The 15,333-nt window shown below is 70.4% G+C and carries 14 protein-coding genes; 5 read left to right on the forward strand and 9 right to left on the reverse strand.

Annotation, left to right across the window (positions count from 1 at the left end; translation table 11 throughout):
- Window positions 1-82: 82 nt before the first annotated feature.
- The 6 genes from prcA to arc form a co-directional block, all read right to left on the reverse strand.
- Window positions 83-913 (reverse strand): proteasome subunit alpha, encoded by an 831-nt coding sequence (gene prcA / locus ADK66_RS30155; protein ID WP_053661342.1) that lies wholly within the window; start codon window positions 911-913, stop codon window positions 83-85.
- A 61-nt stretch (window positions 914-974) separates the two neighbouring features.
- On the reverse strand, window positions 975-1,814 hold the full coding sequence (gene prcB / locus ADK66_RS30160) for a proteasome subunit beta (protein WP_197281689.1): 840 nt from the start codon (window positions 1,812-1,814) through the stop codon (window positions 975-977).
- On the reverse strand, window positions 1,733-2,254 hold the full coding sequence (locus tag ADK66_RS31175; RefSeq protein ID WP_231640254.1) for an endonuclease VII domain-containing protein: 522 nt from the start codon (window positions 2,252-2,254) through the stop codon (window positions 1,733-1,735). Before ADK66_RS31175 ends, prcB begins: the two co-directional genes overlap by 82 nt.
- A 187-nt stretch (window positions 2,255-2,441) precedes the next feature.
- Window positions 2,442-2,657 carry a ubiquitin-like protein Pup gene (locus ADK66_RS30165; RefSeq protein WP_030332902.1) on the reverse strand — a complete coding sequence of 72 codons (216 nt, stop codon included), beginning with the start codon at window positions 2,655-2,657 and terminating at the stop codon, window positions 2,442-2,444.
- Window positions 2,658-2,761: 104 nt separating this feature from the next.
- Window positions 2,762-4,279 carry a depupylase/deamidase Dop gene (dop, locus tag ADK66_RS30170; protein WP_053661345.1) on the reverse strand — a complete coding sequence of 506 codons (1,518 nt, stop codon included), beginning with the start codon at window positions 4,277-4,279 and terminating at the stop codon, window positions 2,762-2,764.
- A gap of 265 nt (window positions 4,280-4,544) precedes the next feature.
- Window positions 4,545-6,329: a proteasome ATPase gene (arc, locus tag ADK66_RS30175; RefSeq protein ID WP_053661348.1), complete on the reverse strand. Its 1,785-nt coding sequence runs from the start codon at window positions 6,327-6,329 to the stop codon at window positions 4,545-4,547.
- A 179-nt stretch (window positions 6,330-6,508) separates the two neighbouring features.
- Between arc and ADK66_RS30180 the strand changes: the two genes are divergently transcribed.
- On the forward strand, window positions 6,509-6,802 hold the full coding sequence (locus ADK66_RS30180) for a ferredoxin (RefSeq protein ID WP_053661350.1): 294 nt from the start codon (window positions 6,509-6,511) through the stop codon (window positions 6,800-6,802).
- A gap of 45 nt (window positions 6,803-6,847) precedes the next feature.
- Here the strand turns inward: ADK66_RS30180 and ADK66_RS30185 are convergent, their stop codons facing one another.
- The 3 genes from ADK66_RS30185 to ADK66_RS30195 form a co-directional block, all read right to left on the reverse strand.
- The gene (locus tag ADK66_RS30185) at window positions 6,848-7,420 is read right to left on the reverse strand and encodes a hypothetical protein (RefSeq protein ID WP_053661352.1); all 573 of its coding nucleotides are present in this window, start codon (window positions 7,418-7,420) and stop codon (window positions 6,848-6,850) included.
- A gap of 76 nt (window positions 7,421-7,496) precedes the next feature.
- Entirely contained in the window at window positions 7,497-8,492 is a 996-nt protein-coding gene (locus tag ADK66_RS30190; RefSeq protein WP_053661354.1) for a tRNA (adenine-N1)-methyltransferase, read from the reverse strand.
- Window positions 8,489-9,580, reverse strand: a complete 1,092-nt coding sequence (locus tag ADK66_RS30195) for a site-2 protease family protein (RefSeq protein WP_053661447.1) — start codon at window positions 9,578-9,580, stop codon at window positions 8,489-8,491. The genes ADK66_RS30190 and ADK66_RS30195 overlap by 4 nt, the downstream gene beginning before the upstream one ends.
- 149 nt (window positions 9,581-9,729) lie before the next feature.
- Here ADK66_RS30195 and ADK66_RS30200 point away from each other — a divergent pair, with 149 nt between their 5' ends.
- The 4 genes from ADK66_RS30200 (at window position 9,730) to ADK66_RS30215 (ending at window position 15,258) form a co-directional block, all read left to right on the forward strand.
- Window positions 9,730-10,644: a RecB family exonuclease gene (locus tag ADK66_RS30200; RefSeq protein ID WP_053661356.1), complete on the forward strand. Its 915-nt coding sequence runs from the start codon at window positions 9,730-9,732 to the stop codon at window positions 10,642-10,644.
- Window positions 10,645-10,899: 255 nt separating this feature from the next.
- Window positions 10,900-11,586, forward strand: coding sequence for a response regulator transcription factor (locus tag ADK66_RS30205; protein ID WP_053661448.1), 687 nt, complete (start codon window positions 10,900-10,902; stop codon window positions 11,584-11,586).
- 349 nt (window positions 11,587-11,935) lie between these two features.
- Window positions 11,936-12,703: an ABC transporter ATP-binding protein gene (locus ADK66_RS30210; protein ID WP_053661358.1), complete on the forward strand. Its 768-nt coding sequence runs from the start codon at window positions 11,936-11,938 to the stop codon at window positions 12,701-12,703.
- On the forward strand, window positions 12,703-15,258 hold the full coding sequence (locus tag ADK66_RS30215; RefSeq protein WP_053661360.1) for an ABC transporter permease: 2,556 nt from the start codon (window positions 12,703-12,705) through the stop codon (window positions 15,256-15,258). Before ADK66_RS30210 ends, ADK66_RS30215 begins: the two co-directional genes overlap by 1 nt.
- Window positions 15,259-15,333: the final 75 nt, after the last annotated feature.

A 15,333-nucleotide genomic window follows, 5' to 3' on the forward strand; every position in this document is an offset into this window, starting at 1 on the left:
ACCAACGGCTGATGGCGGCAGCGCTGGCCGCCGGCAGGCGACGCCGCGCTGCCGCCACCGTGGGCAGCTCGCAGTGCTGGTGTTACTTGCCGTCGGCCGGCTTGTCCTCCAGATCGGCGGAGCCCGCCGACGTCGTCGGCTTGTGCGGCTCCGTCGTCGGCACCGCCGGCGTGTCCGGGCCGCCCGCCTCGGCCGGCTGGTCCGTGGCGGCGACGTCGCCGTCCAGCAGCGCAGTCAGGGCCGCGCCCGTGATGCGGCGGAACGTACGCCCCACCCGCTGGCGGTCCAGCACCGCCACCTCGAGCTGGTTGGCGGCGATCGTACGGGCCGCGCCGCCCTCCCCGCCGACGGCGCTCAACGCCTGCACCGCAACGCGGGCCGCCTCGGCGAGGGACATGTCCGGACGGTGCTGCGACTTCAGCACCCCGGTGATCGCCTCGGCCTGGCCACCCATCGCCATCCGCCCCGGCTCGTCGTTGACCGAGCCGTCATAGGTGAGCCGGTACAGCTCGTCCTCCTCGGCCGTGGCACCGACCTCCGCTACGCAGATCTCCACCTCGAACGGCTTCGACTGCTCCGTGAAGATCGCACCGAGGGTCTGCGCGAAGGCGTTCGCCAGCGCGCGGCCTGTGACATCACGCCGGTCGTAGCTGAGCCCGTTCAGGTCGGCCATCCGCACACCGGCCCGGCGCAGATTCTCGAACTCGTTGTAGCGGCCGACCGCGGCGAAGCCGATCCGGTCGTAGATCTCGCTGACCTTGTGCAGGGCACTGGAGAGGTTCTCCGCGACGAAGAGCACGCCGCCGGAGTAGCTCAGGACCACCGCGCTGCGGCCCCGAGCGATGCCCTTGCGGGCCAGCTCGGAACGGTCGCGCATGATCTGTTCGGGCGAGGCGTAGAACTGCATGGCCACGGCGGCGGTTCTCCTTACGGCGCTGTGCTGACGACTGCTGACGGGTGGGGGTGGACGGGGCTCAGCCGCCCGGGTTCTCCATCCGGCCGCTGACCACACCTTCGGCGATAGCTGCCGTCTCGGGATCGGTCAGCCGACGGGTGCCCTCGGCGGTGGCGGTCATCACCACCGGATAGATCCGGCGGGTCAGGTCCGGTCCGCCGGTCGCGGTGTCGTCGTCGGCCGCGTCGTAGAGCGCCTCGACAGCGAGCCGGGTCGCGTCCTCGACGGACAGGCCGGCCCGGAAACGCTTCTTCAGAGCCGACTTCGCGAAGAGCGAACCGGAGCCGATCGCGTCGTAACCGGTCTCCTCGTACGGGCCGCCGGTCACGTCGAAGCTGAAGATCCGACCGGCCTTCGCCGGGTCGGCAGCGGCCAGGTCGAAGCCGGCGAACAGCGGCACCACCGCGAGACCCTGCATGGCAGCACCCAGGTTGCCCCGGATCATCGACGCCAGCCGGTTGGCCTTGCCGTCGAGCGAGAGCATCGCGCCCTCGATCTTCTCGTAGTGCTCCAACTCCACCTGGAACAGTCGCATCAGCTCGATGCCGATGCCCGCGGTGCCCGCGATGCCGACCAACGAGTACGCGTCGGCGGGGTGCACCTTCTCGATGTCACGCTGGGCGATCAGGTTGCCCATGGTGGCCCGTCGGTCGCCGGCCATCACCACGCCGTCGGCGGCCGAGATGGCCACGATGGTTGTCGCGTGCGGCGCCAGGTCGGCGGCCATGCCCGGCGGCAGCGGCCGCCGTCCGGGCAGCATCTCGGGGGCCACCCGACTCAGGAACGTGGTGAAGGAGGACGTCCCCGCGTTGGTGAACACATCTGGTAGACGCCCGGATGGATCAAAGCCCGCTGCCACGTGGTTCCTCTCAGGTACGTGATCGCCCTGGCCAGCCTCATGGGACTGTCACGGAACTGGCCAAGACCACCGTTGCAGTTGAAGCAGAGTATCCCGCGCACCCATCCGGTGCGATGATCGTGGTCCAGATGTTCCGGATCGGGGCGGCCACAGACGGCGCAGACGCCGCCCTGCTCGGCGAGGAGTTCCTGAAACTCCTTCTCCCCGACGCCGTAACGCCGCCGCAGGTGGTATTCGCGCGTCCCGCCGTACAGCCGCTCTTTGGTCTCTCTGGTCCTGGTGTTGTGGCAGGGCTTGCAGTAGGTGGCATAGCCGGACGTGTCGGCCCGGTTGCGGGGAAAGGCATCGAACGGCTTGACCTCGCCGCAGGCCGGGCAGTGCTTGTGCCCCTCCGGCACGACGCGCCCTTGGCGCACCTCACGGTCGAATTTCGCCTTCACCCGACGCGCGTAGCTTGCCTTGGACCGCTCGTTGAAGCAGACCTTGCAGTAGCTGCCCCGCCCCTCCGGTCTCTTCGAACTCGCACAGAACTGATCGAGCGCCTTCCATTCGCCACAATCTCGGCAGGGGCGAAGGCCTTCCCGATCATCGCTCGTTTCTCGGCATGTCCGAATTGACCCTATATGCTCACTGGCCTCCCTTTTGTACGTAACCCCTCACGAATTCCTCGGCGTTCTCTTCGAGGACGGAGTCGATCTCGTCGAGCAGGTCGTCGACGTCCTCGGTGATCTCGGCGTGCCGCTCGGCCACCTCGGGGTTGGCCTCGGTGGTGACGTCCTCGATCTCCTCGCCCTGCCGGGACTTGCCGGACTGCGACTGGCCGCCGCTGTCATGAGTGGCCATTGCTGCCTCCTCCACGATCGTCTGCGATGAACTTACCTCGCCTGGGCGACGAAAAGCCCGCCGCGCGCCGGGTTACGGCACACGACGGGCATCCGGACGCGGATTCAGCCTCCGGTCAACGTCTCCAGCAGGTCCTTGGCGCTTGCGCAGCGGTCGAACAGCGCACCGACGTGCGCGCGGGTGCCCCGCTCCGGCTCCATCATCGGCACCCGGACCAGCGACTCCCGGCCCACGTCGAAGATCACCGAGTCCCAGCTGGCGGCGACCACCTCGGAGGCGTACTGGGCGAGGCAGCGGCCACGGAAGTAGGCCCGGGTGTCCTCCGGCGGCTCGGTCATCGCGGTGCGGGTCTCGTCGTCGGTGAGCAGCGTCTTCATCGCCCCCCGCGAGACCAGCCGGTGGTAGAGGCCCTTCTCCGGCCGTACGTCGGAGTACTGCAGGTCGACGAGCTGAAGCTTGTGCGAGCCCCAGCCGAGCTTCTCCCGCTCGCGGTAGCCCTCCAGCAGCCGCAGCTTGGCCACCCAGTCCAGCTCGTCGGCGCAGAGCATCGGGTCCCGGCCGAGCCGGTCCAGCACGCTCTCCCACCGGTCGAGCACGTCGGCGGTCTGCTCGTCGACGTCGGTGCCGTAGCGGTCGTCGACAAAGGACCGAACCCGCTCCAGGTACGCCCACTGCAGGTCAAGTGCGGTGAGCCGGCGACCGTCGCGCAGCCGCATCAGGTGCGACAGGGAGGGGTCGTGGCTGACCGCGCGCAGCTCGCTGACCGGGTCGGCGATGCCCAGATCGGCGGTGAGCGCCTTCTCCTCGATCATCGTGAGGATCAGCGCGGTGGTGCCCACCTTGAGGTAGGTGGAGATTTCGGAGAGGTTGGCGTCGCCGATGATGACGTGCAGCCGGCGGTACTTGTCGGCGTCGGCGTGCGGCTCGTCGCGGGTGTTGATGATCGGCCGCTTGAGCGTGGTCTCCAGGCCCACCTCGACCTCGAAGAAGTCGGCACGCTGGGAGATCTGGAAGCCGCTCTGACCGCCGTCCTGCCCGATGCCGACCCGGCCCGCGCCGCAGACGATCTGCCGGGTGACGAAGAACGGCGTCAGGTACGCCACGATGTCGGCGAACGGCGTCTGCCGACGCATCAGGTAGTTCTCGTGGGCGCCGTAGCTCGCGCCCTTGTTGTCAGTGTTGTTCTTGTAGAGGTGGATCGGCTGGGTGCCGGGGATGGTGGCGGCCCGGCGGGACGCCTCGGCCATCACCCGCTCGCCGGCCTTGTCCCAGCGCACGATGTCCCGGGGGGTGGTGACCTCGGGGGTGGAGTATTCGGGGTGGGCGTGGTCCACGTAGAGCCGAGCGCCGTTGGTGAGTATCACGTTGGCCAGGCCGAGGTCCTCGTCCGCGAGAGCCTCGGCGGGGTCGTACGCGGCCCCGGAGTAGGTGAAGCCGCGGGCGTCGCGCAGCGGCGACTCCTCCTCGTAGTCCCAGCGGGCGCGCCCGCCCCGGTTGAGCTCGGGCCGGGCCCCGTAGGCGTTTACCACCTGCGACGAGGTGACCATCGGGTTGGCTCCGGCCTGGCCGGGCACGGAGATGCCGTACTCGACCTCGGTGCCCATGATCCGTCTTACGCTCATCGACCTACCCGCTTCGCTCGCCCGACCCGGTCCCCCGTCATGTCGAGCGTAGTCCGACTGCTCGGGGAGGGGGGCGCGCCGGTGCAGCCGGGTTCCGGTGTCGCCCGCTCGCAGCGTCGCGTCGGCACTTGATGATCTTCGGTGCGACGGTGATCCGGTGCCACAGCTCGGGGTGCCCGGCTGGCGTGCCGACGGAGGCTGGTGGGGGCGGCACAGCGGAGCCCGGGACGTTGCGCGTCCCGGGCTCCGTGGTGCTACCGGTGGTTCAGAGGTACTGGCCGGTGTTGCTTGCGGTCTCGATGGACCGGCCGGCCTCGGCGCCCTTGCCGCCGGAGACGAGCGTGCGGATGTAGACGATCCGCTCACCCTTCTTGCCGGAGATGCGGGCCCAGTCGTCGGGGTTGGTGGTGTTGGGGAGGTCCTCGTTCTCGCGGAACTCGTCGACGCAGGCGTCGAGCAGGTGCTGCAGGCGCAGCCCCTTGCGACCGGAGGTGAGGAACTCCTTGATGGCCATCTTCTTGCTCCGGTCGACGATGTTCTGGATCATCGCGCCGGAGTTGAAGTCCTTGAAGTAGAGGACTTCCTTGTCACCGTTGGCGTAGGTGACTTCGAGGAAGCGGTTCTCCTCGGTTTCGGAGTACATCCGCAGCACCACGGCGTCGATCATCGCCGCGACGGTGGCCTGGGGGTCGGCTCCGTGCTCGGCGAGGTCGTCCGGGTGCAGCGGCAGCCCGGAGAGGATGTACTTGGAGAAGATGTCCTTCGCCGCTTCGGCGTCCGGCCGCTCGATCTTGATCTTCACGTCGAGTCGACCGGGACGCAGGATCGCCGGGTCGATCATGTCTTCCCGGTTGGAGGCGCCGATGACGATGACGTTCTCCAGACCCTCCACGCCGTCGATCTCGCTGAGCAACTGCGGGACGATGGTGTTCTCCACGTCGGAGGAGACACCGGAGCCACGGGTCCGGAAGATCGAGTCCATCTCGTCGAAGAACACGATCACCGGCGTGCCCTCGCCGGCCTTCTCCCGAGCCCGCTGGAAGATCAGCCGGATGTGCCGCTCGGTCTCGCCGACGTACTTGTTGAGCAGCTCCGGACCCTTGATGTTGAGGAAGAAGCTTGTGTGCTTCTCCTTGCCCTGCCGCTCGGCGATCTTCTTGGCCAACGAGTTGGCCACCGCCTTGGCGATCAGCGTCTTGCCGCAGCCGGGCGGCCCGTAGAGCAGGATGCCCTTGGGCGGACGGAGCTGGTGCTCACGGAACAGGTCCGCGTGCAGGAACGGCAACTCCACCGCGTCGCGGATCTGCTCGATCTGCGACTGGAGGCCACCGATGTCGCTGTAGTCGACATCCGGCACCTCCTCCAGGACCAGCTCCTCGACCTCGCTCTTCGGGATCCGCTCGTACGCGTACGCCGAGCGGGGCTCGATCATGAGCGAGTCGCCGGCCCGGATCGCCGAGCCGATGAGCGTCTCGGCGAGGTGCACGATGCGCTCCTCGTCCGAGTGGGAGACCACAAGCGCCCGGTCACCCGGCCCGCCGCCTGGTCCCTCCAGGATCTCCTTGAGCATCACCACCTCGCCGACCCGCTCGTATCCGAACGCGTCGACGATGTTGAGCGCGTCGTTGAGCAGGACCTCCTGACCACGACGCAACTCGGCCGTGTCCAACGAGGGCGAGACCGCGACCCGCAGCTTGCGGCCGCCGGTGAACACGTCCACCGTCCCGTCCTCGTGCTTGGCCAGGAAGACGCCGTAGCCACTCGGCGGTTGCGCGAGGCGGTCGATCTCCTCCTTGAGCGTGACGATCTGCGTGCGAGCCTCCTTGAGGGTGCTCACCAGCCGGTCGTTGTTCTCGGTCAGCCGCGCCAACTGTGCCTGGGTGGCCGCCAGCCGCTCTTCGAGCTGCCGGACGTGTCGGGGGCTTTCGGTCAACTTACGCCGCACCAGAGCGAGTTCCTCCTGAAGGAACGCGACCTGCGTGGAGAGATCGTGGGCTTCCTTCTCCCACCGTGCGGCGCGCGAGTCCGCGTCGTCGCTGCGTGCTGCCACGTCCCACCTCCCCGGGGGGCTTGAACGTTCTGAGCTAACACTAGCCGCTATGAGCCCGATTCGGTCCCACGCAACACCCTCGTCACTGAACCTTGATCGCCAAGGGGTGGTCTGCCGGGCCGGTACGGGCGTTCGGGTACCGTCGGGTGGTGGCACGGGAGAACATGGGGGGTGCACCAATGGCCGAGGTCGCGACCGATCAGTTGCAGGTCTGGGTGGACCAGGATCTCTGCACGGGCGACGGGCTCTGCGTGCAGTACGCGCCGGAGGTCTTCGAGTTCGACATCGACGGGCTGGCGTACGTCAAGGGCGCCGACGGTGAACTGCGGATGGCGCCGGGCAGCCGGGTCGACGTACCCGAGCACCTGCGACTCGAAGTGATCGACTCCGCGAAGGAATGCCCGGGCGACTGCATCCACGTCGTCCGCGGTGACGGCGTCGAGGTGGCCGGCCCGGACGCCGAGGACGACTGAGCCGACCGCCGGCCGGGCCACGCGCGGCCCGGCCGGGGGTACGCCTCAGAGCAGGGGCCTGCCGACCACCGAGGCGACCAGCCGGGCGAACTCCTCCAGCCGGGCGATCTGCCCGGCCCCGCCGTCGTCCAGGGTCTTGCCGAAGCGCAGTGCGTCGTGTCGCGGCGTACCGGCCATGTCCTCGCTCGGCGGCGCCTCGTCCAGCGAGGACAGCAGCAGGTAGACGTCGATGCTGTCGACCCGGATCTCACCGCTCTCGGAACGGTTGAGGCGTCGCCGGCAGCCGACCTCGGTCACCGTGGACACCGGCACCACGCGCAACGACGAGGTCATCGATCCCGGCGGCCCCTCCCCCGGCGGCACGTCCTCGCCGTGCCACAGGATCAGCCGGCTGCCGTCGCAGACGACGACCTCCTGCCACACGCCGTTCACCTCGTTCACGAAGCGTTCCAGTGTGAAGCCGAGCACCGAGGCGCCGCGCAACACCCCGCCGAGCGCCTCCAGGGCGACGTCCGGGTCACGCAGGTAGGCCCGCGCCGCCGACTCCAGGTCCTGGTAGGGAGACCAGTCCGGAAACACCGCGGGCAGGTCGCCTCCGCCGTAGCCCGGTCGGCTCATGCCGCCGCCCTCCCCCGCCCGGTGAGGCCGGCGCCCAGGTCGATCCGCCTGGTCACGCCGGCGCCCAACTCGATGGTCACGGCCGTTCCATCTCCCCCGTCGCGTCGGGCTGCGCGCCGGCCGCCTGCGCGGCTGCGGCCTGCCGGGCGGCCTCGGCCTCCCGCAGGTCCTGGCGGCGCTGCGCGTACGCCTCGGTGCCCTTGCTGGGCTTGCGGCGGCGCGGTGGCGCGGTGACGCCCGGGGCCAGCTTGCGCGCGGAGACGAGGAACGCGGTGTGCGCGATCATCCGGTGGTCCGGCCGGACGGCGAGGCCCTCGGCGTGCCAGTCGCGCACCAGCGACTCCCAGGCGCGCGGCTCGGTCCAGCCGCCGCGCTCGCGCAGCGCCTCGACGAGCTCGGAGAGCTGGGGCGTGGTGGCCACGTAGCCGATGAACACGCCGCCGGGCACCAGCGCCCGCTCGACCATGTCGAGGGTCTCCCAGGGGGTGAGCATGTCCAGGATGATCCGGTCGAAGCCGGTCTCCTGGCACTGCGCGACGTCGCCGACGTGCAGCTGCCACGCCGGGTGCGGCCCGTTGAAGAACGCCTCGACGTTGCGCTTGGCGATCTGGGCGAAGTCGTCGCGCAGCTCGAACGAGTGCAGCTCGCCCTCGGTGCCGACGGCCCGCAGCAGCGAGCAGCTGAGCGCGCCCGATCCGGCGCCGGCTTCGAGGACCTTCGCGCCGGGGAAGATGTCACCCATGGCGACGATCTGCGCCGAGTCCTTCGGGTAGATCACCTGGGCGCCGCGCGGCATGGACAGCACGTAGTCCGACAGCAGCGGGCGCAGCGCCAGGAAGGCGGTGCCGCCGCCGGAGGTGGTCACCACGCTGCCGTCGGGCAGCCCGATCAGCGCGTCGTGCGCCAGGATGCCGCGGTGGGTGTGGAACTCCTTGCCGGGCTCCAGCGTCACGGTGTGCATCCGCCCCTTGGGGTCGGTCAGCTGCACCCGGTCGCCGGGCCGGAACGGGCCGCGGTGCACGGGTGTCAGCGTCGGGGCGGCGGCCGGGACGGTGGAGGGAATTGCGGTCACGATGTCATCTTCCGGTTGGGTTCGAGGAGCTGCGCCAGATCCGCGATGTGCAGAACGCCGACGACATCTTCGCCTGCCGTCACGACGTACTGCGCGCCCGGGTGGGTCTGCACTGCCTCGATCACCCGCTCCCCGTCCAGCCCGACCGGAAGGGTGGGAAGTGTGCCCAGGGACCGGGCGACGGCGTCCACCGCCAACCAGGGTCGACGCTCGGCGGGTACGGCCGCGGCGGCGGCCGGGTCGACCAGCGCGACCGGGCGGCCTGTGGAGTCGGTGACCAGCAGCGCGGCGGCCGGCTGCCCGCCCTCGGCACGGCGGCGCTGCGCCTCGGACAGCGGCGTGCCGGTGGCCACCGGCCAGACCGGTCGCGCCAGCCGGGACAGGTCGATGAGCGGGAACCGGCGGCTCACCCGGGCGGACCGGATCGACTGCCCGGCACCCCGCCAGAGGGTGAGTGCGACGAGCAGCATCAGTGGGAGCGCCAGGGGCGCCAGGAAGTCGGCCAGGGTGAGCAGCAGGACCAGGCCGGCGGTGCCGACGGCGACCACACGCCCCGCCCAGCCGGCGACCTCGGTGCCGCGGTGACGGTCGCTTGTCAGGCCCCACACGGCGGCGCGCAACGCCCGGCCGCCGTCCAGCGGCAACCCGGGCAGGATGTTGAACAGCGCGACGATGACGTTGCTCAGCGCGAGCTGGAAGGCGAGCTGGTGGGCCACAGTGCCCTGGGGCAGTGCGAGGGTTGCGGCCACCGCGAGGACGCCGAGCACCGCGGAGACCGCCGGGCCGGCAAGCGAGACGAGCAGGTCGATCCGGGGCGTCGGGGCGTCGCGGTCCATCTCGGTGTACCCGCCGAGCAGCTCCAGGGTGATCCCGCGCACACCGATGCCGTAGCGCCGGGCGGTGAGCGCGTGGCCCAGCTCGTGCAGCAGCACCGAGCCGAGCAGTGACACCACGAACCCGAAGCCGATCAGGTAGCCGCTGATCTGCGACAGGTCCAGCTGCCGGCGGGCGAACTCGGCGTAGAGCACGGCGACCAGCACGGCGAGCAGGAGCATCGAGACGTTGAGGTGCAGCGGAACCCCGAACACCCGGCCCACGCTCAGGCCGGGACGCCGGTCGGACCGGTCGGGCCGGCGCGCCGGCCGAGATGTCTGCTCCATCGCCACGATGCTACGGACCTGCCGTACGCCGGGCGGGCGGCGGTCGGTGTCATACGGGTGCCCTACCCTTTGCGCACATGACGGCGGAACCGGTCACCAGCCCCAAGCCCACCTCCCCGGCACAGACGCCGCCGACGGTGCGGGCCTCGCTGTCCCCCTCGCGGGCGGCGGATTTCAAGACGTGCCCGTTGCTCTACCGTTTCCGCAGCATCGACCGTCTGCCTGAGCGGACGACCATCGAGCAGGCCCGCGGCACCCTCGTGCACGCCGTGCTGGAACGGTTGTTCGACCTGCCCGCGCAGGGCCGCACCCCGGCCGCGGCCGGCGACCTGGTGGCCCCCCAGTGGGACCGGCTGGTCACCGAGCAGCCGGAGCTGGCCGCGATCTTCGACGGCGCGGAGCCCGCCGGCCCTGTGGAGTTCCTACGCTCGGCGGCGGGGCTGCTGGAGGGTTACTTCGCGGTGGAGGACCCGACCCGGCTGGAGCCGGCCGAGCGGGAGAGCCTGATCTCGGCGGTTGTCGACGACGAGCTGCTGATCCGTGGCTACCTGGACCGCCTCGACGTCGCCCCGGACGGCGCGCTGCGGGTGGTCGACTACAAGACCGGTGGCGCCCCGCGGGAGGCGTTCGAGGCGCGGGCGCTGTTCCAGCTGAAGTTCTATGCCCTGGTGCTGTGGCGCACCCGGGGGGTGGTGCCCAAGGTGCTGCGACTGCTCTACCTGCGCGACGCCGAGGTGTTGGATTACGCGCCCGACGCCGACGAGCTGGTCCGCTTCGAGCGCACCGTGGTGGCGCTGTGGCGAGCCATCGAGCAGGCCACCGCCCGGCAGGATTTCCGGCCGCGGCCGAGCCGGCTCTGCGACTGGTGCAGCCACCAGGCCCTGTGCCCCAGCTTCGGGGGAACCCCGCCGCCGTTCCCGGTCGCGCTGGCCGCCCCCGATCCGCTACGCGACGCCCGGAGCGCTCCGGTGGCGCCCGGCGCCGACGAGTGACGGCCCGCCGCGGGCGCCCACCACAGCTGGACGGCCGCGCGCCCGATTGAGACGGCGCCGGGCCGGTCGGGACACGGCGAGCGGCCTGTCTCTACGGTGGTCCGCGACGCACCGGTACGCGTCCGCGACGCACCGTTGCGTCAAACCGACGACCGGCGCGTCGAGACGATGCCGGTGCGTCGAGACGACGACCGGTGCATCGGGACGATGACCGGCGCGTCGGGACGAGGCGTCGGCGCGGAAACGGGAGGCGAGATGACCGATCGGGCAGCGTCCGGGCGGCCGGTGCGGGTCCTGCTCGCCGATGACCAGCCGCTGCTGCGCACCGGGTTCCGCATGGTGCTCGGCGCCGAGCACGACCTGGACGTGGTGGCCGAGGCCGGCGACGGTGTGGAGGCGGTGGAGCTGTCCCGTCGGCTGCTGCCCGACGTGGTGCTGATGGACGTCCGGATGCCCCGGATGGACGGGATCGCCGCGACCCGGGCCATCGTCGACACCCGGCTGCCCGTCCGGGTGCTGGTGCTGACGACGTTCGACCTGGACGAGTACGTGGTGGGCGCGGTGCGCGCCGGTGCCAGCGGGTTCCTGTCCAAGGACGTACCCGCGGAGGAGTTGATCGCGGCTATCCGCACGGTGGCCGGCGGGGACGCGGTGGTGGCGCCACGGATCCTGCGGCGGCTGCTGGAGCGCTTCGCCGACCTGCTGCCCGACCCGACGGCGACCCCGTCGTCGGCGCTCAGCGCGCTCACCGAGCGGGAGCGTGAGGTGCTCGTGCAGGTGGCGCGCGGGTTGTCCAACGCCGAGATCGCGGCGGCGCTGTCGGTGAGCGAGACGACGATCAAGACGCACGTCGGGCACGTGCTGACCAAGCTGGGTCTGCGCGACCGGGTACAGGCGGTGGTGCTGGCGTACGAGTCGGGGTTGGTCCGACCCCGGGCGTAGGCGCCGTCCGGCGACTACCCCGCTCGGCGTACCAGAGGATCACACCGTGGGGGGACGGCCGGGTTGCCGCGGTCACATACCGTGACCCGAGACGGCCCGGCGCTGTTGACCCTCCTGTGACGTGAGGCGGAAGGCTCGACTGCGGCGGTGGGAATCCGCTCGACCGGCCGTCGTGTCAGGGGCAACCCTGACCCGGCATGGGGGTGCACCCGCAGCCGGAAATCCGCTCCGGGTCCGCCCATGGACGGACAGGATCGGCGTGACCAGCGCCGAGAATGGAGCTGCCGCGCCGGACCATCGGGGGGCGGCGCGGTGTTGACAGACGGAACAGACGGAAGAGGTAGATGACGTGACCGCGACGGTAGGCCAGCACGCGCAGGCCGCGGCCCGGGCGAACGACGTGTGGAAGGTGTACGGCAGCGGCGAGGCTCAGGTCATCGCGCTGCGGGGGGTCAGCGCGGAGTTCGAACGGAGCCAGTTCACCGCGATCATGGGCCCGTCGGGTTCCGGCAAGTCGACGCTCATGCACTGCCTGGCGGGCCTGGACTCGGTGACCCGGGGGACTGTGGCGATCGGCGAGACCACCGTCACCGGCCTGGGCGACTCGGGGCTGACGAAGCTGCGCCGGGACAAGGTGGGGTTCATCTTCCAGCAGTTCAACCTGCTGCCCACGCTCACCGCCAAGGAGAACATCCTGCTGCCGCTGTCGATCGCCGGGCGTAAGCCCGACCCGGCCTGGTACGACACGGTGATCGACACTGTCGGCCTGCGGGACCGGCTGGATCACCGGCCGGCGCAGCTCTCCGGCGGCCAGCAGCAGCGTGTGGCATGCGCGCGGGCGCTCGTCTCCCGCCCTGAGGTGATCTTCGCCGACGAGCCGACCGGCAACCTGGACTCGCGCTCCGGCGCGGAGGTGCTGGCGTTCCTGCGCAACTCGGTCCGCGAGCACGGGCAGACCATCGTGATGGTCACCCACGACCCGACCGCCGCCGCGTACGCCGATCGGGTGGTCTTCCTCGCCGACGGGCAGATCGTCTCGGAGTTGATCGAGCCGACGGCTGAGACGGTGCTGGACACCATGAAGAAGCTGGACACTCCCGCTGAGGTGGGCAACTGATGTTCCGGGCGACACTGAAGAGTCTGCTGGCCCGCAAGGTCCGGCTGATCCTGTCCGGGCTGGCGGTGGTGCTCGGCGTGATGTTCGTCTCGGGTGCCTTCGTCCTCACCGACACGCTGGGCCGCTCCTTCGACTCGACCTTCGCCGACGCCTATTCGGACATCGACGTGAACGTGGCGGCGAAACCGAAGGTGGATGTCGACGAGTTCGAGGGCGAACAGACCGCCAATCCGCTGCCGGCCTCGGTGGTGGAGCAGGTCAAGCAGGTGCCGGGGGTGGCGTCGGCGACCGGCGTCGTCGCCGCCGACGGCGCCCGGATCATTGGCAGCAACGGCAAGGTGGTGAGCTCGTTCGGTCCGCCGCAGCTGGGCGAGAACTGGACCGGCGAGAGCGAGCTGCTGCGGCTGCGCGAGGGGCGCGCCCCGCAGGCCGACGACGAGATCGTCATCAACAAGGCGCTTGCCACAGCGGCCAAGGTGCAGGTCGGCCAGAAGGTCGGCGTGCTCACCGCGTTCGAGTCGAAGAAGCGGGACTTCACCCTGGTCGGCATCTTCGGTTACAGCGGTGACCGGGACTCGATCGGTGGCGCCAACGAGGTCTTCTTCACCACGCCTGTGGCGCAGCGGCTGATGCTCGGCGAGCCGGACGTGTTCAGCAGCGTCACCGTGCGCGCTGCCGGTGGGGTCTCCGACGAGAAGCTGCGCGACGACCTGGCCGGTGCCCTCGGCGCCAACTTCCAGGTGAAGACCGGCGAGCAGTTGGCCGCGGACGCCGCGGACGGCCTGAAGGAGGGTCTGTCCTTCTTCAACAAGATCCTGCTCGGCTTCGCCGCGGTGGCGCTGCTGGTGGGCACCTTCCTGATCCTCAACACCTTCTCGATCATCGTCGCGCAGCGGACCCGGGAGTTGGCGCTGATGCGCGCCATCGGGGCCAGTGGCCGGCAGATCATCGGCTCGGTGGTGCTGGAGGCGATAGCCGTGGGGCTCATCGCCTCGGTGCTCGGCCTGGCCGCCGGCATCGGCGTGGGCGCGCTGCTGGCGTTCCTGTTCGGCAAGCTGGCCGGTGGCCTCGCCCTGGCCGGGGTCGGTGTGCCCGCGTCGGCGGTGATCGGTTCGTTCGCCGTCGGCCTGGTGATCACCGTGGTGGCGGCGCTGCTGCCGGCGCTGCGGGCGTCCCGGATCCCGCCGATCGCCGCCATGCAGGACGTGGCCACACCGGACCGGCCGCTGACCAAGGTCACCGTGGCCGGGTCGGTGGTCACCGGCATCGGCGCCGTGCTGCTCTTCCTCGGGCTCAGCGGCAACGCCGGCGGCCAGACCCTGACGACAATCCTGGGCGGGGTGCTGTTCGCCTTCATCGGGGTTGCGCTGCTGACCCCGCTGCTCAGCCGGCCGGTGGTGAGCCTGCTCGGGGCGATCTTCTCCTGGTCGGTGCCGGGCAAGCTGGGCCGGCTCAACTCCGGGCGCAACCCGCGCCGCACCGCGATCACGGCCGCCGCGCTGATGGTCGGCATCGCGCTTGTCACAGGCGTCACGGTGATCCTCGACTCTGCCAAGGGCAGCATCGGCGCGCTCGCCCAGGACAGCATCAAGGCCGAGCTGGTGATCGCCGGGAGCCAGGGCGGCCCGCGCCCGCCGAGTTTCGACCCGGCGGTGCTGGACCAGGCCAAGACTCTGCCCGGCGTGCAGATGGTCACCGGCGAGTACGGCGACATGGCGAAGCTCAACGGCGAGAGCACCTGGGTCGGGGCCAGCAGCGACATCGCGTCGCTGCGGCAGATCTTCAGCGCCAAGCCGACCGCCGGTGACATCGACCGGCTCGGGCCGACGCAGATGCTCGCCAGTTCCGACACTGCCGCCTCGCGTGGCTGGTCGGTGGGTTCGACTGTCGACGTGCAGTTGACCCGGGGCGAGGCGCGGACGTACACGGTCAGCGGCATCTACGAGTCCGGGCAGCTGTTGAACCCTGTGGTGCTTCCGGTGACGGCGGCGAAGGACTTCGCGATCCCGCAGCCCTTCCAGGGGTACATCCAGCTGGCGCCCGGCACCGCCGTTGCCGACGTACAGCCGCAGGTGGAGTCGTTGCTCGCGGACAGCCCCGAGGTGTCGGTGGCTGACCGGAACGCGTTCATCGAGCAGCAGACCAGTCAGCTCGACGGGCTGCTCACGATGATCCAGATCCTGCTGGCGCTTGCCATCGTGATCGCCGTGCTGGGCATCATCAACACCCTGGCGCTGTCGGTGCTGGAGCGGACCCGCGAGTTGGGCCTGCTGCGGGCCATCGGCCTGCGCCGTGGGCAGACCATGGCCATGATCACGGTCGAGGCGGTGGTGATCTCCGTGTTCGGCGCGCTGCTGGGCGTGGTGGTCGGCGCCGGTCTAGGCGCGGCCGTGGTCGAGGCGCTCAAGGACGACGGGATCACCGACCTGATCCTGCCGTGGGGGCAGATGGGTGTCTTCCTCGGTCTCGCCGCGATCATCGGGGTGGTGGCCGCGGTGCTGCCCGCCGTGCGTGCGGCCCGGATCAACGTCCTGGGCGCCATCGCCCACGACTGACCGGCAACAGCAGAGGCCCCCGATCGGATCGCGATCGGGGGCCTCTGCTGTTGCGGCCAGGGTTCTCCTGACGTC

The sequence above is a fragment of the Micromonospora sp. NRRL B-16802 genome, assembly GCF_001279555.1.
GTDB classification, from domain to species: Bacteria; Actinomycetota; Actinomycetes; order Mycobacteriales; family Micromonosporaceae; genus Micromonospora; species Micromonospora profundi.